This window comes from Kribbella yunnanensis, assembly GCF_039529655.1.
GTDB classification, from domain to species: Bacteria; Actinomycetota; Actinomycetes; order Propionibacteriales; family Kribbellaceae; genus Kribbella; species Kribbella yunnanensis.
Genome location: NZ_BAAANF010000019.1, coordinates 202,837 through 222,713, shown reverse-complemented (window position 1 = coordinate 222,713; position 19,877 = coordinate 202,837). Strand labels below are relative to the sequence as shown.

The 19,877-nt window shown below is 68.0% G+C and carries 17 protein-coding genes and 1 tRNA gene; 7 read left to right on the top strand and 11 right to left on the bottom strand.

The annotated features are described in order from the left end of the window. A complete protein-coding gene (locus ABD231_RS29800; protein WP_344159095.1) occupies positions 1-1,710 on the bottom strand; it encodes a thiamine pyrophosphate-binding protein in 1,710 nt (569 codons plus the stop codon). A gap of 121 nt (positions 1,711-1,831) precedes the next feature. Here ABD231_RS29800 and ABD231_RS29795 point away from each other — a divergent pair, with 121 nt between their 5' ends. After that, positions 1,832-2,116: a hypothetical protein gene (locus ABD231_RS29795; protein WP_344159093.1), complete on the top strand. Its 285-nt coding sequence runs from the start codon at positions 1,832-1,834 to the stop codon at positions 2,114-2,116. Here ABD231_RS29795 and ABD231_RS29790 read toward each other — a convergent pair. Both ABD231_RS29790 and ABD231_RS29785 read right to left on the bottom strand, forming a co-directional pair. Next, the gene (locus ABD231_RS29790) at positions 2,077-2,628 is read right to left on the bottom strand and encodes a hypothetical protein (protein WP_344159091.1); all 552 of its coding nucleotides are present in this window, start codon (positions 2,626-2,628) and stop codon (positions 2,077-2,079) included. The two genes, ABD231_RS29795 and ABD231_RS29790, sit on opposite strands and share 40 nt — an antisense overlap. Further along, the gene (locus tag ABD231_RS29785; protein WP_344159089.1) at positions 2,625-3,989 is read right to left on the bottom strand and encodes an OFA family MFS transporter; all 1,365 of its coding nucleotides are present in this window, start codon (positions 3,987-3,989) and stop codon (positions 2,625-2,627) included. The genes ABD231_RS29790 and ABD231_RS29785 overlap by 4 nt, the downstream gene beginning before the upstream one ends. A gap of 156 nt (positions 3,990-4,145) precedes the next feature. Between ABD231_RS29785 and sucC the strand changes: the two genes are divergently transcribed. The 3 genes from sucC to ABD231_RS29770 are packed head-to-tail and all read left to right on the top strand — an operon-like array spanning position 4,146 to position 7,064. Then, positions 4,146-5,294, top strand: a complete 1,149-nt coding sequence (sucC, locus tag ABD231_RS29780; RefSeq protein WP_344159087.1) for an ADP-forming succinate--CoA ligase subunit beta — start codon at positions 4,146-4,148, stop codon at positions 5,292-5,294. A gap of 19 nt (positions 5,295-5,313) precedes the next feature. Next, the gene (gene sucD, locus ABD231_RS29775) at positions 5,314-6,195 is read left to right on the top strand and encodes a succinate--CoA ligase subunit alpha (RefSeq protein ID WP_344159085.1); all 882 of its coding nucleotides are present in this window, start codon (positions 5,314-5,316) and stop codon (positions 6,193-6,195) included. Beyond that, positions 6,192-7,064: a 2-hydroxy-3-oxopropionate reductase gene (locus tag ABD231_RS29770; RefSeq protein ID WP_344159083.1), complete on the top strand. Its 873-nt coding sequence runs from the start codon at positions 6,192-6,194 to the stop codon at positions 7,062-7,064. The genes sucD and ABD231_RS29770 overlap by 4 nt, the downstream gene beginning before the upstream one ends. Here the strand turns inward: ABD231_RS29770 and ABD231_RS29765 are convergent. From ABD231_RS29765 to ABD231_RS29750, 4 genes are all read right to left on the bottom strand, one after another. Beyond that, entirely contained in the window at positions 7,050-8,030 is a 981-nt protein-coding gene (locus ABD231_RS29765) for a LacI family DNA-binding transcriptional regulator (protein WP_344159081.1), read from the bottom strand. The genes ABD231_RS29770 and ABD231_RS29765 overlap by 15 nt on opposite strands. 170 nt (positions 8,031-8,200) lie before the next feature. Beyond that, positions 8,201-9,223 carry a 2-dehydropantoate 2-reductase gene (locus tag ABD231_RS29760; RefSeq protein ID WP_344159079.1) on the bottom strand — a complete coding sequence of 341 codons (1,023 nt, stop codon included), beginning with the start codon at positions 9,221-9,223 and terminating at the stop codon, positions 8,201-8,203. Positions 9,224-9,228: 5 nt separating this feature from the next. Beyond that, positions 9,229-10,995 carry a glyoxylate carboligase gene (gene gcl, locus ABD231_RS29755; RefSeq protein WP_344159077.1) on the bottom strand — a complete coding sequence of 589 codons (1,767 nt, stop codon included), beginning with the start codon at positions 10,993-10,995 and terminating at the stop codon, positions 9,229-9,231. A 57-nt stretch (positions 10,996-11,052) separates the two neighbouring features. After that, positions 11,053-11,844 (bottom strand): hydroxypyruvate isomerase family protein, encoded by a 792-nt coding sequence (locus tag ABD231_RS29750; protein WP_344159075.1) that lies wholly within the window; start codon positions 11,842-11,844, stop codon positions 11,053-11,055. Positions 11,845-12,109: 265 nt separating this feature from the next. Between ABD231_RS29750 and ABD231_RS29745 the strand changes: the two genes are divergently transcribed. Next, on the top strand, positions 12,110-12,313 hold the full coding sequence (locus tag ABD231_RS29745; protein ID WP_132164162.1) for a cold-shock protein: 204 nt from the start codon (positions 12,110-12,112) through the stop codon (positions 12,311-12,313). Positions 12,314-12,358: 45 nt separating this feature from the next. On the opposite strand, the gene ABD231_RS29740 is transcribed toward ABD231_RS29745, so the two are convergent. The 3 genes from ABD231_RS29740 to ABD231_RS29730 are packed head-to-tail and all read right to left on the bottom strand — an operon-like array spanning position 12,359 to position 16,479. Beyond that, positions 12,359-12,832 (bottom strand): GNAT family N-acetyltransferase, encoded by a 474-nt coding sequence (locus ABD231_RS29740; protein ID WP_344159070.1) that lies wholly within the window; start codon positions 12,830-12,832, stop codon positions 12,359-12,361. After that, a complete protein-coding gene (locus ABD231_RS29735; protein WP_344159068.1) occupies positions 12,829-13,242 on the bottom strand; it encodes a peptidoglycan DD-metalloendopeptidase family protein in 414 nt (137 codons plus the stop codon). Before ABD231_RS29735 ends, ABD231_RS29740 begins: the two co-directional genes overlap by 4 nt. A gap of 33 nt (positions 13,243-13,275) precedes the next feature. After that, positions 13,276-16,479: an AfsR/SARP family transcriptional regulator gene (locus ABD231_RS29730; protein WP_344159066.1), complete on the bottom strand. Its 3,204-nt coding sequence runs from the start codon at positions 16,477-16,479 to the stop codon at positions 13,276-13,278. Positions 16,480-16,663: 184 nt separating this feature from the next. Between ABD231_RS29730 and orn the strand changes: the two genes are divergently transcribed. Continuing rightward, positions 16,664-17,260 (top strand): oligoribonuclease, encoded by a 597-nt coding sequence (gene orn / locus ABD231_RS29725; protein WP_344159064.1) that lies wholly within the window; start codon positions 16,664-16,666, stop codon positions 17,258-17,260. A gap of 69 nt (positions 17,261-17,329) precedes the next feature. Then, positions 17,330-17,402 (top strand) — tRNA-His (locus ABD231_RS29720). 198 nt (positions 17,403-17,600) lie between these two features. On the opposite strand, the gene ABD231_RS29715 is transcribed toward ABD231_RS29720, so the two are convergent. Continuing rightward, positions 17,601-19,868 (bottom strand): Kelch repeat-containing protein, encoded by a 2,268-nt coding sequence (locus ABD231_RS29715; protein WP_344159062.1) that lies wholly within the window; start codon positions 19,866-19,868, stop codon positions 17,601-17,603. Positions 19,869-19,877: the final 9 nt, after the last annotated feature.

Genomic DNA, 19,877 nt, shown 5'->3' with positions numbered 1-19,877 from the left:
CTACTTGTACATCGTCTGGTTCATGGTTCCGGGGGCGTAGGCGTCCGGGTCGACCCAGACGTTGATCAGTGACGGCAGGCCGGACTCGCGGGCGCGCTGCATGGCCGGCCCGATGTCCTTGGGGTCGCGGACCTCCTCGCCGTACCCGCCGAGGTTGCGCGCGAACTCGTCGTACTTGACGTCGCCGAGGGTGTTGCCGACCCGGCCGCGGTCGTGGCCGTACTTGACCTCCTGGCCGTAGCGGATCTGGTTCATCGACGAGTTGTTGCCGATGACACCGACGAACGGGAGCTTGAAGCGGACCAGGGTCTCGAAGTCCCAGCCGGTCATCGAGAAGGCGCCGTCACCGAACAGCGCGACGACCTCCTTGTCCGGCCGGGCGTACTTCGCCGCGAGCACGAACGGGACGCCGACACCGAGCGTGCCCAGCGGGCCCGGGTCCATCCAGTGGCCGGGCGACTTCGGCTGGACGACGCCACCGGAGAAGGTGACGATGTCGCCGCCGTCGCCGATGTAGATCGAGTCCTCGGTGAGGAACTCGTTGATCTCGTGCGCGAGCCGCAGCGGGTGGATCGGGTTCGCGTCGGACAGCTGGCGGGGCAACCGCTTCTGGTACGCCGCCTCCTCCTCCGCACGCAGTTCCTTGAACCAGGCCTTGCGATCCGACTTCCGGACGCGACCCGTCGAGGCCTGCGTGACCGCGGCCAGGATGGCACCCGGGTCGCCAACCAGGCCGAGGTCGACATCGCGGTTCTTGCCCACCGTGCGGTAGTCCATGTCGATCTGTACGACGGTCGCCGACTTGGGCAGCCGCCGCCCGTAACCCATCCGGAAGTCGAACGGCGTACCGACGATGATGATCAGGTCGGCGTTGTTGAATCCGTACCGCCGGGACAGGTGGAAGTGGTGCGGGTCGCCGGGGGCGAGCGTGCCGCGGGCGGCGCCGTTCATGAAGGCCGGTACGTCGAGCGCCCGCACGAAGTCGGTGGCCGCGTCGCTGCCGCGCGAGGTCCACACCTGACCACCGAGCAGTACGACGGGCTTCTCGGCGTGCGCGATCAGATCCGCGAGCGCCTCGATCGCGGCCGGGTCGCCGACGCTCTTCGTGGAGGCGCGGTAGTGACCGGCCTCCGGTACCGTCGCGGACTCGACCGGAACCGAGCCGTCCAGGATGTCGCGCGGGATCTCCAGGAACGACGGGCCGAGCGCGCCGTTGTAGCACTCGCGGAACGCCATCGAGACCATGTCGGCGGCACGCGCGGTGTGCGGCACGGTCGCGGCGAACTTGGTGATCGGCGTCATCATGTCGACGTGCGGCAGGTCCTGCAGGGACCCCATCTTGTGCTGGTTCAGTGCGCCCTGGCCGCCGATCAGCAGCATCGGGCTCTCGGCGCGAAAGGCGTTCGCGACACCGGTCACGGCATTCGTCGTACCGGGGCCGGCGGTGACGACCGCGCAACCGGGCTTGCCGGTGATCCGCGCGTAGCCGTCGGCCGCGTGCGCGGCGACCTGCTCGTGCCGGACGTCGACGACCGCGATGCCCTCGTCGACGCAGCCGTCGTAGATGTCGATGATGTGGCCGCCGCAGAGGGTGAAGATCACGTCGACCCCCTCGGCCTTCAGGGCCTTGGCGACCAGGTGACCGCCCGAGATCGTCTCCGGCTCCTTCACCTGCGCGACGGACTGGTTCTCCGACACTGTCTGCGCCATCTGCAGTCATCTCCTCGGAAAGAGCCGGGGTTCGGCTTTTGGGGTCAATGTAGATTGCATACCGTATGTGGTAGTCGTAGTCTTATCCCACGCCACGGTGGTTGTCCAGAGGGAGGACTGCATGACAATTCACGAGGAGCTGCACCGAACCCGGACCGCACTGCTGGCCCTCGAGAAGTCCCTTATGTCGTTGAGGAATCACCTGGGTGAGCATCTCGACGTCCTCCGCCTGCTGGACGATCTCGAACGTTGTACGTCGGACCTGCGCCGGCTCGAGGACCAGGTCCAGGTGCCGGTCCGCGGCGAGCTGATGGTCATCCCCGACGACGACCGCGACCATGGGTTGTGGGGCGCCGGAGATGTGGATCATGAGGGAGTCGGAGCTCCGGGGCGCAGAGCGCCGTGAGCCGCCAGGCACTGCTTGAGCAGCTGCCGTAGTCGTAGATCGCGGTCACCGTTCGCTTGGCGAGCGGTGACCGCGATTGCTTCGGCGACGTGTTCGGTGGCGACGAAGGTCCGGTAGAACGGTTCACTGCAGCCGAACCGGCCGAGGAGAGACAGCCACCAGCGTGGCTCTCCCCGCCCAGTCAGGAGATGCAGCGCGGTCTCGTGCGCTTTGCCGAGCCGCGCTGCCTCGTCTCCAGTCATGTCACCGCCGGCCAGCGCGGTGGATACGCAGAGCGCGACCACGCGGGCCGACACCTCCAGACCGGGGCGAGCGGTGTCGATGAACTTCGGCGCCAGCGGCAGCAGCGCTCGCCGCCCGGCCCGGCTGGAGTGGTCGTGGACGGCCCGGGCCGCCGCGCTCAGAGTCGGATGCACGCAAGACGGCCGATCCGTCCACGGCTCCCGGGCCAGCTTGGACACCAGCTCCATCACACAGGGGTCGGGCCGCACAACGCGCCCGTACTCACTCACTCGTTCGACCCGGCGACCGGCGTACCTAGTTGGGGCCGCACCGGTAGCGCAGGTCGCCCGGGCTGCTTCAGCAATCGCACACTCAGTGCGGCCAGTACGCCGAGCAGTCCCGCGCCGAGGAACAGCGGCCGGTAGCCGACCACCGCGATCACCGAAGCGGCCACTCCGACTCCGACCAGACCGCCGACGGCCTTGGCGGAGTACAGGATCGCCTGGTTCTGAACCAGGCTGTTCTCGCCGAAGAACTCCAGCACCAGGTTGGCCATGATCGCGTAGAACGCGCCACCGCCGAGGCCGGCGAACATCGCGCAGACGACGAACGCCCAACCCACACCCGCCTCACCGGCGACGACCAGGCCGACGTGGGTGAAGCTCTCAACCATCAGTACGGCGGCCAGTACGCGGCGCCGGCCGAATCGGTCGGAGAGCGTGCCGGCGAGTGAGCGACCAAGACCGTTGACTGCGGCAAGCAATCCGGCTGCGAAGCCCGCGACTGCCATCCCGAGTCCGGTCGCTACTGCGAAGCTCACGACGAAGGCGATGCCGAACAACGACAGTGCGGCGCTGATCGCGAGCATGAGCCACATCAGCGGCAGCGCACCGGTACGCATCGCCTCGGCCGGACGGTAGTGCCGTACAGCAGGTGCGTTGTGCGGGATGCTGCGGTTGAGCTTGCGGTCGATTGCCCAGGCCTGCGCGTCAATCGCGGCCGGCCACCAATGCCGCGGCGGATCCTTCAGCAACCCACCGCCGATCGCAGTGGCCAGCACCGCAACAACCGCAGTCAGGTCGAAGACGAGCCTCCGACTACCAGGGCTGTCGGCCAGCGTCAGCAACACGATGCTCGGTACGGCGCCGATCGCGAACCCGCCGGTGACGAATCCGATCGTCGAGGTCCGCCGATCGGGGAACCACCGGGCCGAGGTGGTGATGCATGCGGCGTAGACGATGCCGGCGCCGGTTCCACCGAGCAGGGCGTAGCCGATGACCACGACCGCATAGCTATCCGCGTGCGCGAGGGTCGCAAGGCCGACGGCGGACAGCAGGCCACCGAGAACCACGAGCTGGGTCGGCGATGCCCGCCGTACCCGCTGCACCCAGGCGGCCGGGATGGCGACCAGGGCTTGGCAGGCGACGAAGATCGCCAGCAGCCACAGGGTTTGCACTGCACCCCAACCGCGGTCGGACTCGAGACCGAGCGCCGCCGTACCGAACGAGTACTGCAACGGGCTGATGGCGATCATGCAGGCCCACGCGGCCCACAACTGCCAGCGGCGCGAGTGCCCGGTCAGGTCTTGGGCGTCCTCACCGACCCGGTACCGCCGGCCGTACACATCACGAATGTCCCGAGCGTGATCCATCTCGCGCCTCCTGACTACTGCATACCGTATGAGATCTGTGGTACTCCTCTCCGCCGTCGGTTGTCCAGACCTGGCGTGTTGCAGCTGCCTCTTGTGACCAGATTGCATACCGCATACAGTCGGCACACGACCGCTCGGATCGGAAGGACTGCCCCTGTGGACCTGATGGAGTACCAAGCCAAAGAGCTGTTCGCACGGCACGGCGTCCCGGTGACGCTCGGCCGGGTGATCGAAGATCCGGCCGACGCGGCCGCAGCCGCCGCGGAACTCGGTGGCCGGGTCGTGGTGAAGGCCCAGGTGAAGACCGGTGGCCGCGGCAAGGCCGGCGGGGTCAAACTCGCCGCCTCCCCCGACGAAGCGGTGGCCCGGGCCGGCGAGATCCTCGGCATGGATATCAAGGGCCACACCGTGCACCGGGTGCTGCTCGCGCCGGCCGCCGCGATCGCCGAGGAGTACTACTTCTCCTTCCTGGTCGACCGCGCCAACCGCACGTATCTCTGTATCGCCAGCACCGAAGGCGGTGTGGAGATCGAGGAGGTCGCGCACACCAACCCCGACGCCATCGCCAAGGTGGCTATCGATCCGGCGGTCGGCGTCGACGAGGCGAAGGCTGCCGAGATCGTGGCCGCGGCTGGATTCCCCGCTGGCGCGGAGGACGTCGTACGGCGGCTGTGGGACGTGTTCATCGCCGAGGACGCCACGCTGGTCGAGGTGAACCCGTTGGTGAAACTGGCCGACGGATCGCTGGAGGCGCTGGACGGGAAGGTGACGCTGGACGACAGTACGGCGTACCGGCATCCTGATCATGCCGCCTTCGAGGATCGCGCCTCCGCGGATCCGCTCGAGGCGGCCGCGCACGACAAGGGCCTGAACTACGTCAAGCTCGACGGCTCGGTCGGCATCATCGGGAACGGCGCCGGGCTCGTCATGTCTACCCTCGACGTGGTCGCGTACGCCGGTTCGCAGTACGGCGTGAAACCCGCGAACTTCCTGGACATCGGCGGCGGCGCCTCGGCCGAGGTGATGGCGAACGGGCTCGGGATCATCCTGAGCGATGCGCAGGTGCGCAGCGTGTTCGTGAACGTCTTCGGCGGGATCACCGCCTGCGATGCCGTCTCGAACGGGATCGTCCAGGCACTCGAACTGCTCGGCGCTGCCGCCGACAAGCCACTGGTGGTTCGGCTCGACGGGAACAACGTCGAGGAGGGCCGCCGGATCCTTGCCCAGGCCAACCATCCGCTGGTGACCGTGGTCGACACGATGGACGGCGCCGCGGCCAAGGCCGCCGAGCTCGCCGCCGCTTGAGAGTGAAAGGACATATCTGATGGCGATCTTCCTGACCGAGAAGAGCCGCGTCGTCGTCCAGGGGATGACCGGCGCCGAAGGACAGAAACACACCAGCCGGATGCTTGCCGCCGGCACCGACATCGTCGGCGGTGTGACACCGGGCAAGGGCGGCCAGTCGGTCGACTTCGCGAAGCGCTCGATCCCGGTCTACGGGTCGTGCGCGGACGCGGTCGCGGCGACCGGCGCCGACGTGTCGGTGGTGTTCGTGCCGCCGCGGTTCACCAAGGGTGCGGTGATCGAGGCGGTGGATGCCGGGATACCGCTGGTGGTGGTGATCACCGAGGGCGTGCCGGTCCACGACACGGCCGCCTTCTTCGCCCACGCCCAAGCTGCCGGGGTGCGCGTGATCGGGCCTAACTGCCCAGGGATCATCAGCCCGGGACAGGCGAACGCCGGCATCATCCCGGCCGACATCGCCGGGCCCGGACGGATCGGGCTGGTCTCGAAATCGGGGACGCTGACCTACCAGATGATGTACGAACTGCGGGACTTCGGCTTCTCCACCGCGATCGGGATCGGCGGTGACCCGATCATCGGGACCACCCACATCGACGCCCTGCAAGCGTTTCAGGACGACCCCGACACCGACGCGATCGTGATGATCGGCGAGATCGGCGGCGACGCCGAGGAGCGGGCGGCGGCGTACATCGCGGCCCACGTCACCAAGCCGGTGGTCGGGTACGTTGCCGGCTTCACCGCCCCGGAGGGCAAGACCATGGGGCACGCCGGCGCCATCGTCTCCGGCTCGTCCGGTACGGCGGCGGCCAAGCAGGAGGCGCTTGAGGCGGCCGGCGTTCGCGTCGGCAAGACCCCCACCGAGACCGCCGAACTCCTCCGCTCAGTGCTGGTCGCCGTATGACCGCCATCGGGTTCATCGGCCTCGGGATCATGGGCTCGCACATGGCGGCGAACCTGATTGCCGCGGGACACGCGGTGACCGGGTACGACGTCGTACCGGCTGCTGTGGATCGCCTGGCTCAGGCCGGCGGGAAGCCGGCTCCCGACATCGCCTCGGCCGTCGCCGGGGCGGAGGTCGTGATCACGATGCTGCCGGACTCACCGCAGGTCGCCGAGGTCGTACTCGGCCCGGACGGCGTGCTGTCGGCGATCGAGTCCGGCGTACTGCTGATCGACATGAGCTCGATCGCCCCGGAGACCTCGATCGCGGTCGCCGCGGCCGGTGCCGAGCGCGGCGTACAGGTCCTGGATGCGCCGGTCAGCGGTGGCGAACAAGGAGCCATCAAGGCCTCGCTGTCCATCATGGTCGGCGGTTCGGCCGAGGACTTCGAAACCGCCCGCCCGATCTTCGAGGCCCTCGGCCGCACCATCGTCCACGTCGGCCCGCACGGCTCCGGTCAAACGGTGAAGGCCGCCAACCAGCTGATGGTCGCCGGCATCATCTCGCTGGTGTCCGAAGCCATCGTCCTGCTCGAAGCCTCCGGCGTGGACAGCACTCGGGGTCTCGAAGTCCTCGCCGGTGGCCTGGCCGGCAACCGCATCCTCGACCTCAAGTCGACCACCATGCTGGCCCGCGAGTTCACGCCCGGCTTCCGCATCGACCTCCACCACAAGGACATGGGCATCGCCCTGGCCTCAGCCCGAGCCGCCGGCGTCGCCCTCCCCGTCACCGGCGTAGTAGCCCAACTAGTAGCCGCAACCCGCGCCCAAGGCCACGGCTCCCTGGACCACTCAGCCCTCCTCAAAACCATCGAGTCACTGTCCCGGTGAGGTGGTGCTCGCCCGGATGATCAGTTCGGTCGGTACGGCGATCGGCTGTGGTTCGCCGTTCGCCAAGGTGGTGAGCAGGGACTCGACGGAGTAGCGACCGAGTTCCGCGAAGCACTGGCGGACTGTGGTCAGAGGTGGCCAGAAGTGCGCGGACTCCTCCATGTCGTCGAAACCCACAACACTCACCTGGGTCGGGACCTGACGGTTGTGTTCGTGGAGTGCGCGCAGAACACCTAGCGCCATCTGGTCGTTCGCAGCAAAGACGGCGGTGACCGACGGGTCGGCCGCGAGCGCGCCGCCGGCCTCGTAGCCGGACTGCGCGGTCCAGTCGCCGAAGTGGATCGGGGGCAGCTCGCGACCGTGGTCGATCAGCGTCTGCTCCCAACCATGACGACGATGAGCAGCCGGGTACGACGTCCGCGGGCCACCGACGTGATGAACCGTCTGGTGGCCCAGCTCGAGCAGGTGGACCACGGCCTGCCGAGCGCCATCGAACTGGTCGGTGTCGACGACCGGGTAGTCGTAGTGCGCGCTGGAGTCGACGATCACCACGGGCAGCCCGTGCGGTAGCTGCACGCCGGCCTCGTCGAGCAGGTAGGCCTCGGTCAGGATGATGACGCCGTCGACCGCCTGCGCGCTGAGTCGGTTGAACGCGTCGTTGACCGCGCGCTGGTTGATGTCCAGGACCGGCATCAGGTTGACCGAGTAGCCGCGCTCGGTGGCGGCGGTCGCGATCGCGTCGAGGACGCGCGTCGTACCGAAGGTCGAGAGTTCGAAGACGATCACGCCGATGCCCCGGAACTCGCCGTTCCGCAACGCCCTCGCAGCCCCGTTCGGCCGATAGCCGAGCTCTCGCATCGCCGCCCGGACCCGGGCTCGCGTGGTCGCGTCCACGTTGGTTCGGTTGTTCGCCACTCGGGACACGGTCTGCCCGGAGACGCCTGCGAGGGCGGCGACGTCGGCCATCGAAGGCCCGCGCCGCGGTCGTCCCGTCGTACCCAAACTTCCCCCATCCGGCCGTGTTTACGTGAACACTACGACCGGACAAGGACGTTGAGAAGTGACCGGCGGTTCCGGAACTTGGTGGGTGGTGCAGGTCCGCCCCGGCCGTCGCTGTGGGCCGGAGCGGACCTGATTCAGGAGCGCACCGGGGCGGGTGCGGCAGTGGGTGCGTGGGCGATGGCCGGGCCGGTACCGATCTTGCGGGACAGCAGGTCGGCGACCGCATGGACGGCGCGGAGCGTCGGCGCCGGCGTACCGGTGAGGTCGGCGAGCTCGACGACGGCGGCCAGGATGACGTCGAGTTCGAGCGGCTTGTCCTTCTCGAGGTCCTGCAGCATCGACGTCTTGTGCTCGCCGACCCGCTCGGCGCCGTCGATCCGCTTGTCCACCGAGATCTCCGGCGTGCAACCGACCGCGGCCGCGATCTCCAGCGACTCCTCCATCATCAGCCGGATCATCGCCCGGGTGCCCTGATGCGTCGCGATCTCGACCATCGTCGCCCGGGCCAGCGCGCTGATCGGATTGAACGCCGCATTGCCGAGCAGCTTGATCCAGATGTCCTTGCGGATGTCGTCCTCGACCGGGCACTTCAGCCCGCCCGCGATCATCGCGTCGCTGAACTCCGTGCACCGAGCGGAGATTCCACCGCCGGGCTCACCGATCGAGAACCGGGTGCCCTCCAGATGCCGGACCAGCCCCGGTCCTTCGAGCTCGGTCGAGCAGTACACGACGCACCCGATCGCCCGATCGAGCGAAATCACCTTCGTCACCGAGCCGTCCGGATCCACGGACTCGATCCGGCGACCCTCGTACGGGCCCTTCAGTCCATGGAAGTACCACCACGGGATGCCGTTCTGCGCTGCGATCACCGCGGTCTTGTCGTGCAGCAACGGCTCCAGCAGCGGTCCGGCCGAGGCGTACGAGTTCGCCTTCAAACCGAGGAACACGAAGTCCACCGGCCCGACCTCGGCCGGGTCGTCCGTGGCCGGGGTACGCGCCTCGAAGTCGCCACGTGGGCTGAGGACCCGAACACCGTCGCGCCGGATCGCCTCCAGATGCGCACCGCGCGCGATCAGGTGCACCTCGGTCCCCCCACGGTGCAACGCAGCGCCGACGTACGCACCGATCGCCCCGGCGCCGAGAACCGCAACCTTCATCGTCATCACTCCCTCGGCCCGGACGCCGTCGGCACCGGGTGCCGTACGTCGGTCAGTTCGTCGAACTCGACCACCTTGTCGATCTCGGTGCCCATGGCAACGTTCGTGATGCGCTCGAGGATCACCTCGACGACCACCGGCACCTTGTACTCGGCCAGCAGCTTCTTCGCCTCATCCAGTGCGGGCTGGATGCCGTCGGGTTCGAACACGCGCAACGCCTTGCAGCCAAGGCCCTCGGCCACCTTCACGTGGTCGACGCCGTACCCGGCGAGCTCCGGCGTGTTGATGTTGTCAAAGGCAAGCTGTACGCAGAAGTCCATGTCGAAGTTGCGTTGCGCCTGCCGGATCAGCCCGAGATAGGCGTTGTTCACCACCACATGGATGTACGGAATGTTGAACTGGGCACCGACCGCCAGCTCCTCGATCAGGAACTGGAAGTCGTAGTCGCCCGACAGCGCGACCACCGGCGTCTCCGGATCCGCCACCGCGACGCCGAGCGCGGCCGGCCCGGTCCACCCCAGCGGACCGGCCTGGCCGGCGTTGATCCAGTGCCGCGGCCGATACACGTGCAGCATCTGCGCGGCCTGGATCTGCGACAACCCGATCGTCGACACGTAGCGCGTCTCCGGCCCGAAGGCGTTGTTCATCTCCTGGTACACACGCTGCGGCTTGATCGGCACATCATCGAAGTCGGTACGGCGTCGCAGCCGCGCCTTGCGGTCCCGGCAAGCGGCCGCCCATTCGGAGCGATCATCCAGCGGCGCCTGTTGCCGCGCGACATGGATCAGCACCTCCAGCGCAGCCTTCGCGTCGGACACGATCCCCAGATCCGGCGCGAACACCCGCCCGATCTGCGTCGGCTCGATATCGATGTGCACGAACTTCCGCCCGGCCCGATAGGTGTCGAGCCCACCGGTATGCCGATTGGCCCAGCGGTTTCCGATCCCAATCACCAGGTCGGCCGCCAGCATCGTCTGGTTCCCGTAGCGATGCGACGTCTGCAGACCGACCATCCCGGCCATCAGCCGGTGGTCGTCCGGAATCGTCCCCCAGCCCATCAGGGTCGGTACGACGGGCACGTTCGCCAGCTCGGCGAATTCCACCAGCAGGTCGGCCGCATCCGCGTTGACGATCCCGCCACCGGCCACGATCAACGGCCGTTCCGCCTGCGCGAGCATCTGCAGAACCGCCTTCGCCTGCGCGACGCTTGCCCGTGGTGTTGCCACCGGCAACGGTGTGTACAGCTCCGGGTCGAAGTCGATCTCGGTGAGCTGCACATCGAGCGGCAGGTCGATCAGCACCGGCCCGGGCCGGCCAGACCGCATCAGCTGGAACGCCTTCTGAAACGCGCCCGGTACCTGCGCGGCCTCCATCACCGTGACCGCCCACTTCGCTACGGGGGCAGCGATCGACGAGATGTCGACGGCCTGGAAGTCCTCCTTGTGCAGCTTGGCCACGGGTGCCTGGCCGGTGATGCAGAGGATCGGGATCGAGTCGGCGCTGGCCGAATACAGTCCGGTGATCATGTCGGTTCCGGCCGGTCCCGACGTACCGACGCAGACGCCGATGTTTCCGGCCTGGGCCCGGGTGTAGCCCTCCGCCATGTGCGAGGCGCCCTCGACGTGCCGGGCGAGTACGTGGCGCAACTCGCCCTGGGCGCGGACGGCGGAATAGAACGGGTTGATGGCCGCTCCGGGCAGGCCGAACAGGTGGGTGACGCCTTCGCGGCGGAGGATCTCCACGGCAGCGCGGGCAGCGGTCATTCGGGGCATACCAGCTCCAATCGAGCGGAAGACGCTGTGCTTCAGGCAGACGAAGGGCGATCCGGCTCAGCGGATCCAGTCGAAGCTCTCGGCGGTCGAGCCGGACGGCTTGTACTCCAGGGCGATCCAGCCGTCGTACCCCGCGGTGGCGAGGTCGGCGAGGTGCTGGTCGACCGGGATCTTCCCGGTACCGGGTTCGTTCCGGCCGGGCGCGTCGGCGATCTGTACGTGCGCGATCCGGTCCGCGAACCTGGTGATCGCCGTACTCACGTCGTCCCCGTTGACAGTGAGGTGGTAGATGTCGAGCAGCAGACCGATCGCGCCGGACTGCCGCCGGACCCGATCGACCACCGCGACCGCGTCGGCCGCGGTCTTGAGCGGGTAGCGGTCGACGCCACTGACCGGCTCGACCAGTACGACGCCACCCAGCGCGCCGGCGGCAGTTGCGGCCAGCGCGAGGTTCTCGGCGGCGAGCTCGTCCTGCGCCTCCGGACTGAACCCGTCCACGCGATTGCCGTAGAGCGCGTTGAACGCGCGGCAGCCGAGCCGCTCCCCGATGCCGAGGGCGACCGGGATGTTGTCGCGGAACTCGCGGGCCGTGTCCGGCGACGAGAGCAGACCGCGGTCACCGGCCGGCAGGTCACCGGCCGCGAAGTTCAGCCCGATCAGCTGGACACCGGCGTCGGTGATCGCGCGTTCGAACGCGTCGACCTCGGCATCGCCCGGCAGGTGGGTGTCGAACGGCCACCAGAACTCGACCGCCTCGAACCCAGCCGCCTTGGCCGCCGCCGGGCGCTCCAGCAGCGGCAGTTCGGTGAACAGGATCGAACAGTTGACGGCGAACCGGGCAGTGTTCATCGATCCCACCTTCCCGCAGGGCGTTGTATACCGGATACAGTAGGCCGCCACTGCAGTGCGGTCAAGATCACATTCGACGCCGGATGTTCACGTCGTCCGCCGGTTGCGGACCGGTACCGTGTGCTACTGTCGTTACCGGTTGCAGTTTTTGCAGTTCCTCGATCGTTCATTGACGCCCGCGGATTTGTGATCCGCTGGGCGTTTTTTCTGTCCCGGGCCGGATGACCGCAACCAGTTCATTAATTTCTTTAGAAAGCGGTACATCATGGCCAGCGGTACAGTGAAGTGGTTCAACGGCGAGAAGGGCTTCGGCTTCATCTCCCCGGACGGCGGCGGCGCCGACGTGTTCGTGCACTACTCGGCGATCGCGACCGACGGCTTCCGTAGCCTCGACGAGAACCAGAAGGTCGAGTTCGACCTGACCCAGGGCCAGAAGGGCCCGCAGGCGGAGAACGTTCGCCCGGTCTGAACGACTTAGAAAGGCCCCGGTTGCTTCGGCGACCGGGGCTTTTTCTTATCTATAGCGGTACTCGCCGTCGACCATTTGATCGGTGCGGCTGAGACCGACGGCCGCGGCGACTGCGGCCGAGGCCAGGTGGTCGGGGTGAATGTGGGCAATGATCTGAAGATCCTGAGCCCTCAGCCAATCGGCCAGCCCGATAGCCGCTTCCTTGGCGTAACCGTGGCCATGCCAGGCAGAACCGATCACCCAGGCGATCTCCGCCGTACTGCCGGTCACAGTGCTCTGCACGAAGCCGATGAGCTCGTCACCGGCCCGGATCACCCAGTTGAGCCAGTGCTCGTCCGCACGGCCTGATCCGGCGACCTGACGCTCGTACCGGGCCCGGAGCGCGTCCACGGTCGGCGGCTCACCACCAGTGAAGGAATACAGAGCCGGGTCGGACAGTACGCCGGCCATCTCCTCGGCGTACTGGGGTGTCAGCGGGAGCAGCGTCAGGCGAGACGTGCTGAAAGCGGTTGCGATCACGTAGTCACGGTAGCGCCGGGCGGTTCGGCAGATCCCTCCACTGCCGACTCACCCGGCGCCACCACCCGCATCCGGGCGTTGGTGTGCGTATCGAACTGGGGCTTGCGGTGATCGCCGGCCTGGTACGGCGCGACCCGCTCCTCGTAGTGCAGTGAGGAGTCGGCGGCGCACCCCAGCAGTTCACCCGTTTCGACGGTCTCCCCCTGGCTGACCGTCGGTTCGGACAGCGGCCGGTAGAGGTGCCAGATCGCGTTCGACTCGACCACGACCTGGTCACCGTCCACGTGCACCACCACACCGGCCAAAGTCGCCCGGACCGTTCCTCCGGGCTGGGTGCGGTAGTCACGACCTGAATGGTCCGCGGACTCGTACTCGCGAACCACCACTGGCTTGTGCACCGGTGCTGCCATGACCAGATGGTGCTGGCGGACCTTCAGACAGCCTTAAAGCCGAGCCGGTACGGCGGGGTAGGGTGCGGGCTCGACCTCCAGCTCGCCCATCCGCTGCACGTAGGTCCGGTACGCCCGGTGCGCTTCGCCGTGCGCACCACTCGCCTGGAACGCCGAAACCAGGCCCAGGTGCGCGCGCTCGTCGTACTGGTCCCGCTGGAGGATGCGGAGCAGGTATCCGGCCGTCGCGTCCGGGTCACGCCGTCCTCGCTCGGCCAGGACCCGTGCCACCCGGACATAGAGCGCCCGGGCCTCCTCACGCATCCCTGCGGCCCAGTCGGCGTACACGTCCTCTTCAAGGAAGTCACCGCTGTACGCCGCCTCTGCCGCCCGCAGCAACCGCAGATCGCTGGCGTTGAGCCCCTCACGGGCATCGCGCAGGAACAGCTCGACGTCGACCGCCGTCTGGTCGCCATCGAGCCAGATAGTCGCCCGATCGGCGCCGACGAAGCGGTCCGGCGGGTACTTCTTCTCCGGGTCGAGCACGGACCGCACGGTCGACAGGGCGACCGACAGCCGCGGGGACGCGACCGTTTCGTCCTGGTCCGGCCAGAGCAGGTCCAGCAACTGCACCCGCGCGACCGGTCGGCAGCGGCGGGCGACCAGGATCTTCAGCAGGTCCCGGGCCTTCTTGGACGGCCACTCCCCCAGCTGGACCGCCTTGCCGGCGCGCAGCACCCGGAAGCCGCCCAGACACTCCACCTTCACCGCAGCAGGACCGGTCTGGTCGCTCGTAGCCAGTGCTGCGGCTGCATAGCGCGTCGCACCGGCCGCCAGGAAGCGTTGGTGCGCTCGCATGGCGAGTTCGCGTCCCTCTGCACCACTGGTCCGCTTGGCCAGCATCAGCTCCGCGCGGGCCTCACCCAACTGGTCGCCCAGCTCGCTGCGAATGTTCAGCACCTCGTGGAGGACCGATGCGCCACCAGCCTCGGCGTACAGCTCCAGTGCGTCGGCCAGACCGGCACGGTCGCGCCGCTTCCGACAGAGAGCCGCAGCCTCCTCTGCAGTCGCCGCAGCGTCAGCACGGTTGCCGGCGTGCAGCGTGACCCAGCCCAAGGCGACCAGCGCACCGGAGAGCCCCAGAACCGGGCCATAGGCAACGGCCTGCCTGGCCAACTCAGCCAGCTCCGCTGCGCGCTGCGGCTCCTCTACTGCCAGGACTCGCGCCAGGCCAGCCAGCGACGGGACCAGCGACTGCATGTCCTTGGTCGCCTCACCGATCGCTATGGCCTCCTCAAAACACGCCCTGGCCATCGCACGGTCGCCACGCTGGCGGTAGACCTCGCCAAGCACCGAAAGCGGTTGGGCGACTCGCTTGGAGTCCAGCTTCTGGTAGAGCGCACGGGACGCTTCCAGCTCCCCGATCGCCTCATCCAGCCGGCCACGACGCAGCAGCGCCTCGCCACGGTTGTTGAGGGCGAGTGCACGGAACACTGCGAAGCCGGCGCGATCCGCGAGCTCCAACGCGATGTCCAACTGCTGTAGACCGAGTTCGTAGTCGCCTTCGGCGATGTGGTGCGACGAGCGGTTCACCCGGATCCGGATCGACTGCAGGAGATCACCAGCACGCTCTGCATGGTCCAGCGCATACAGATAGTGCGATGAGTTGCCACTGGGGTCGCTGTCGACCGCAGCCAGCATCGCGAGCACAGTGTGCGAGATAGCCAGGGCCCTGTCATCACCGGACACTTTGGCCGTCTCGTAGGCCGAGTTGATCAGCGCCCTGCACTCTTCGAACTCACCACGCAGCCAGTGCGCACCCGCCCACCACGCCTGCAGTAGAGCCTCGTCAGTCGGCTGCTGACCGTCGATGCGACCACGCTGGTACGTCGCAATCGCCACATCGGTCTGACCACGCAGATGGTGGATGAGCCCCAGCCGCCAAGCCACGCCCACCGGGATCTCGCCGTCCGGCTCGATGATGCGGTCGAAACACTCGACTGCCCCCTGCCAGTCCCCCAGCACCTGTCGGGCTTCCCCTTCGAGCTGGTCCAGCGCGGCACCGCGCAGGTCGGCAGGCAGCGCGGCCACCGCTGCGACCACTACCTCGGCCAGCCCGCCCGCAACCATCGAGTGACCGGTCTCAGTGAGCATCCGAGCCACTCTGGTCGGGTCGACCGACTGATAGCAGGCCAGCGCGTCACGGTGCTCACCGACCGACTCGAACCACTTCCCTGCTCGCAGCGTCAGCTCAGCAAGCTCCGGCTCGTCCACGACCAGCCTGTCGTTGGCGAAGTTCTTGACGAGCGGATTGAGCTCGTAGCCATCCGCCTCACCCGCTGAGACCAGAAGACCCCGGGTCCGCAGTTGGTGCAACGTATCGGCGCTGTCGGTGAGGCCGATCGCCTGACACAGCACAGATCCGAACCTGGGCAGTACCGCAACGCCCGCCACCAGACGACGTACCAATGGAGGCTCGGCGGCGAAGACCTCCTCAGCCAGGTAGTCATAGAGCGGACCGTCCGACCGCAGCGCCCGCCGCAGCCGACCAGCCCGCTCACCCGCCGGTGCAGTCCGCAGTGCCTCAACAGCCAGCCGTACGGCGGCCGGCCAGCCCTGCACCGCCGCCTGCAGCGGCTCAGCGAGGTCCGCCGTACCTTCACCGAGCACCTTCTCCAGTACGGCGACAGTCTCGGGGACTGTGAACGCCAGAGCGGTCGCGTCGATCTCCAGCACCTGCCCCCGGCCCCGCAACCTGTCGATCCCGAACGGCATCGAGGTGCGGGAGGCAACAACTAGGTGGACGTTTGCCGGCGCTATCCGCACCAGGCCCTCGATCAACCGGGTCGCTGGTGCATCTGGGCCCAGCTCGTGCAGATCGTCGAGCACCAGGACCAGGTCCTCGTTGAGGTTGTGATCAAGGGCGTCTGCCAGCAGAGCGGCGTACGCGAGGGCTCTGGTCTCCTGCTCGGCGTCCGCGTCCGGACCGCGCGGGCTCTGCAGCTCAGCCGGGATAGAAGCGAGCGCTGGCACCTGACTGCGCAGAGCGGCCACCAGACGCGCCACCATGCCGGCCAGCGACGCGTCCTCGGCCCGCACGGTGTGCCAGGCGCAAGTGCGTCCAGCCGCCCAGGCGGACAGCAAAGTCGACTTGCCGAAGCCCGCGTCGGCCACCACGGTCAGCAACCGCCGGTGCACGCCCTCGTCCAGCAACGCCGTCAGCCGCGGCCGGCCCACCGTCCCCGCCCCAGGTTCCATCAGCCCCGCACCTCCTCCCCAGCTCCCCGCAACAGGACAGCACCAGCAGCCTCCGGAGCGCAACCAGGTTGTCACCCAACCGTGGTGAATAGTCTCGGATTCTCGCCGTACCGGCAACGGAAACAGCCGCCCCGCGGCCAGCCGGTCACGGGACTGTCCACGGTCAGCCGTAAGGTGGGTGCCCATGAATGACCGGCTGGTGTGGATCGACTGCGAGATGACCGGCCTCGACCTGGCGGCAGACGCCCTGATCGAGGTCGCGGTGCTGGTCACCGACTACGAACTGAACGTGCTCGGTGACGGGATCGACCTGGTGATCAAGCCGCCCGCCGCCGCCCTCGAGCAGATGGGCGACTTCGTCCGCGACATGCACACCGGCTCCGGCCTGCTCGCCGAGCTCGACCAGGGCATCGACCTCGCCGACGCCGAACAACAGGTCCTCGACTTCATCGCCGGCTACGTCAAAGACCCCCGCAAAGCCGCCCTGGCCGGCAACTCCGTCGGCACCGACCGCACCTTCCTGGTCCGCGACATGCCCCGCGTCGAAGCCCACCTGCACTACCGCAACGTCGACGTCAGCTCCATCAAGGAACTCGTCCGCCGCTGGTACCCCCGCGTCTACTACGCCACCCCCGCCAAGACCGGCAACCACCGGGCCCTCGCCGACATCCGCGAAAGCATCTCCGAACTCCGCTACTACCGCCAGACCGTTTTCGTCCCCCAACCCGGCCCGGATTCGGACACCGCCAGAGCCGCCGCAGCCGCCGTCTCGGAGTCCTGAACCCCCGATTTTTAGTAGCAGCACATCATCGCTATGATTACCCAGCCGCCGCAGTACTGAGCGGCAATGGTGGGTGTAGCTCAGCTGGTAGAGCACCTGGTTGTGGTCCAGGTGGTCGCGGGTTCAAGTCCCGTCACTCACCCTCAGGCGAAGGCGACCTGTGTCCGCGGAAAGCGCGGACCGGGTCGCCTTCGGCATTTTGTGCGCCTGCGCTTCGCTTGGCGCGGGCGGGGGCTTCGCCACCCGCACCCCCTTCGCCTTCGCTTCGCTCGGCTGCTGTGGCTTGGGCACGCTTTCGGGCTTGCGCCTTCGCTTCGCTCGGCGGGCAACTAGCTGGTGATCAGCCGCCTAGTTCGGTGACGAGGTTGCGGGCGGCAGTGAGGTGGCCTGAGTAGGTGGGATCGGTTGCGGTTAGTTGTTCGTAGAGCGCTACGGCCTCGCGTGCCGCGCTGAGGGCGGCCGGGCGTTGACCGGCTGCCTTTAGTACGCCGCCTAGGCGGTAGGCGGCATCGGCTGTCAGCGGTCGGTATGCCGGGTTGGCCACGGTCAGTTCCGCGTAGATGTCGCGTGACTCCTGTGCGGCGGCAATCGCCTCCGGAAGCCGGGTGGCGGCCTGAGCCACTGTGCGGAGATTGCCCAGTGCCCAGGCGAGTTGCGGCCGGTCCGCTGCGGACCGGTAGATGTCGATGCCCTCCTGCGTCGCAGCAATGGCTTCGTCGTACTGCGGGATGTGGATCAGCAGTCCGCCGAGCACCACATTCGTCGAGGCCAGGATCGGCCGGTACTTCGGGTCTGTCGCGGCCAGCTCGCGGTAGATCCGCCGGGCCTCGGTCTGTGCGACCACCGCGTCCTGATAGCGGTTGGCCGCTGCACAGTGGCTCGCCAGATTCGTGTTCGCCCAGGCGGTGAGATCCCGGTCGCCAAGTGCCTGGTACAGACCGATGGCGTGCCTGGTGACGGCGACCGCTTCGTCGTACTGGGCGGCACGTGCCAGGTACACACCGAGGAAGACCTCGGCCCGCGCGAGGGTTCCGCGGTACGTCGGGTCGCCGGTGGCGAGATCCGCGTAGATCGTCCGGGCCTGTCGCTGGGCCTCGACCGCGGCGGCCGGTCGTCCCGCGCGGTCCCGGATTGCGGCGAGATTGCCTGCTGCCCAGGCCTCGCGGGGGCGGTCGCCGACCTCCCGGCAGGCCTCGATCGCAGCGATCACGGAATCGGCCGCCTTGTCGTGCTGTCCGGCGTACGAAAGGTAGACGCCGAGGAACACCGCCGAATGTGCCCACCGCCAGGTGTAGGTCGGCGGCTTCGCCCGGCGCAGCCGCAGGAAGAAGACCGCGGCCTTCTGCTCGGCAGCCACCGCGTCTGCTTCGCGTTTCTCCGTGTGATGCACGGCCGCCATCCGTGACCACTCCTCACCCAGCCGGAGCCAGGTATCCAACTCGTCCTGGGTCGGCGGTTGCGGCTCCTGATACGCCCCGAAGGTCTCCGCAGTCACCAGCATCGCGTCGTTGCCTGGTACCGGCAGCGCCGAGCCGGACGACTCGACACCACCGATGGCCAGCGCGCGTCCGTCAGCGAGGGCCAGTAGACCGAAGCCGAACCGGCCGGTGCTCATCGCGGCAACCTGCGTCCACGTGCGCAATCGAGCGTCGTACAGAAGCGTGCTGGGATACCCGGTGACCACATTCGCGGCCTCTGTCCCACCGGTCAGCAGGACCTCGCCGGACTTGAGCCGCACCGCCCTGTGCTGAGCGCGGCCGGCAGGCAAATTGGTGTCCGGTGACCACAGGCCCGTCGCCGGTTCGAAGCGCTCGGCGGACCACAGGCTGTACTCCTGGAAGTTCCAGTCGATCGGGACCTTCGGCGGCCAGCCGCCCGTCACCAGGACCGAACCATCGGCGAGCACTGTCGCCGTATGGGAACCACGCGGCACGGCGAGACTTCCGGTCGGCGTCCATCGACCGGTCCGCACGTCGTACAACTCGCAGAAGCTCAACGTGACGCCATCCCCGCGCTCGGTGGCCAGGAACCCACCTATCACCAGTACTCTGCCGTCGGCCAGCTGCACTGCGGAATGCGAGGTGCGCTGATCGACCATGTCAACGGTCGGCGTCCACTTCTCTGTCTCCGGATCGAAGATCTCCGCCGACGCGAGACTCCGGTACGACTGGGACGTCCGGGCGCCGGCGCCACCGGCGACCAGGACCGTCCCGTTCGGTAGCAGCGTCGCCGTGTGGCCCCAGCGCGCGTCGCGGAGCGAGCCTGTCTCGGTCCAGCTCTCGGATGCCGGGTCCCAGAGCTCGGCGGTCGCGAGTCCATCGAACGGGAACGTCAGGGCGCCGGTCTCACCACCGACCACCAGCACCTTCCCACTCGGTAGAACTGTTGTGGTGTGACTGCGCCGGGCGGTGACGAGTCCGCCGGTCGCCGACCACTGATTCGTGTCCGGGTCGTAGATCGCCGCGTCGTCCAGCGCCGTACGGCGTCCGTCCGCCCCGCCGACCACCATGACGCGGCCGTCCTTCAGGACGGCTGCCTCGTCACCGAACAAGCCGCGGGCGACCGGCAACTCGCCGGCCGGATACCAAGAGGCTGTCGAAGTCTGCATCGCAGTCTC

Bases quoted from the DNA above. Each gene is read 5' to 3' on its own strand.
- gcl (WP_344159077.1), bottom strand. From the start codon at position 10,995: ATGCCCCGAATGACCGCTGCCCGCGCTGCCGTGGAGATCCTCCGCCGC.
- ABD231_RS29750 (WP_344159075.1), bottom strand. From the start codon at position 11,844: ATGAACACTGCCCGGTTCGCCGTCAACTGTTCGATCCTGTTCACCGAA.
- ABD231_RS29765 (WP_344159081.1), bottom strand. From the start codon at position 8,030: ATGGCCGACGTCGCCGCCCTCGCAGGCGTCTCCGGGCAGACCGTGTCC.
- ABD231_RS29735 (WP_344159068.1), bottom strand. From the start codon at position 13,242: ATGGCAGCACCGGTGCACAAGCCAGTGGTGGTTCGCGAGTACGAGTCC.
- ABD231_RS29795 (WP_344159093.1), top strand. From the start codon at position 1,832: ATGACAATTCACGAGGAGCTGCACCGAACCCGGACCGCACTGCTGGCC.
- ABD231_RS29800 (WP_344159095.1), bottom strand. From the start codon at position 1,710: ATGGCGCAGACAGTGTCGGAGAACCAGTCCGTCGCGCAGGTGAAGGAG.
- ABD231_RS29770 (WP_344159083.1), top strand. From the start codon at position 6,192: ATGACCGCCATCGGGTTCATCGGCCTCGGGATCATGGGCTCGCACATG.
- sucD (WP_344159085.1), top strand. From the start codon at position 5,314: ATGGCGATCTTCCTGACCGAGAAGAGCCGCGTCGTCGTCCAGGGGATG.
- orn (WP_344159064.1), top strand. From the start codon at position 16,664: ATGAATGACCGGCTGGTGTGGATCGACTGCGAGATGACCGGCCTCGAC.
- ABD231_RS29745 (WP_132164162.1), top strand. From the start codon at position 12,110: ATGGCCAGCGGTACAGTGAAGTGGTTCAACGGCGAGAAGGGCTTCGGC.
- ABD231_RS29760 (WP_344159079.1), bottom strand. From the start codon at position 9,223: ATGAAGGTTGCGGTTCTCGGCGCCGGGGCGATCGGTGCGTACGTCGGC.
- ABD231_RS29730 (WP_344159066.1), bottom strand. From the start codon at position 16,479: ATGGAACCTGGGGCGGGGACGGTGGGCCGGCCGCGGCTGACGGCGTTG.
- ABD231_RS29715 (WP_344159062.1), bottom strand. From the start codon at position 19,868: ATGCAGACTTCGACAGCCTCTTGGTATCCGGCCGGCGAGTTGCCGGTC.
- ABD231_RS29785 (WP_344159089.1), bottom strand. From the start codon at position 3,989: ATGGATCACGCTCGGGACATTCGTGATGTGTACGGCCGGCGGTACCGG.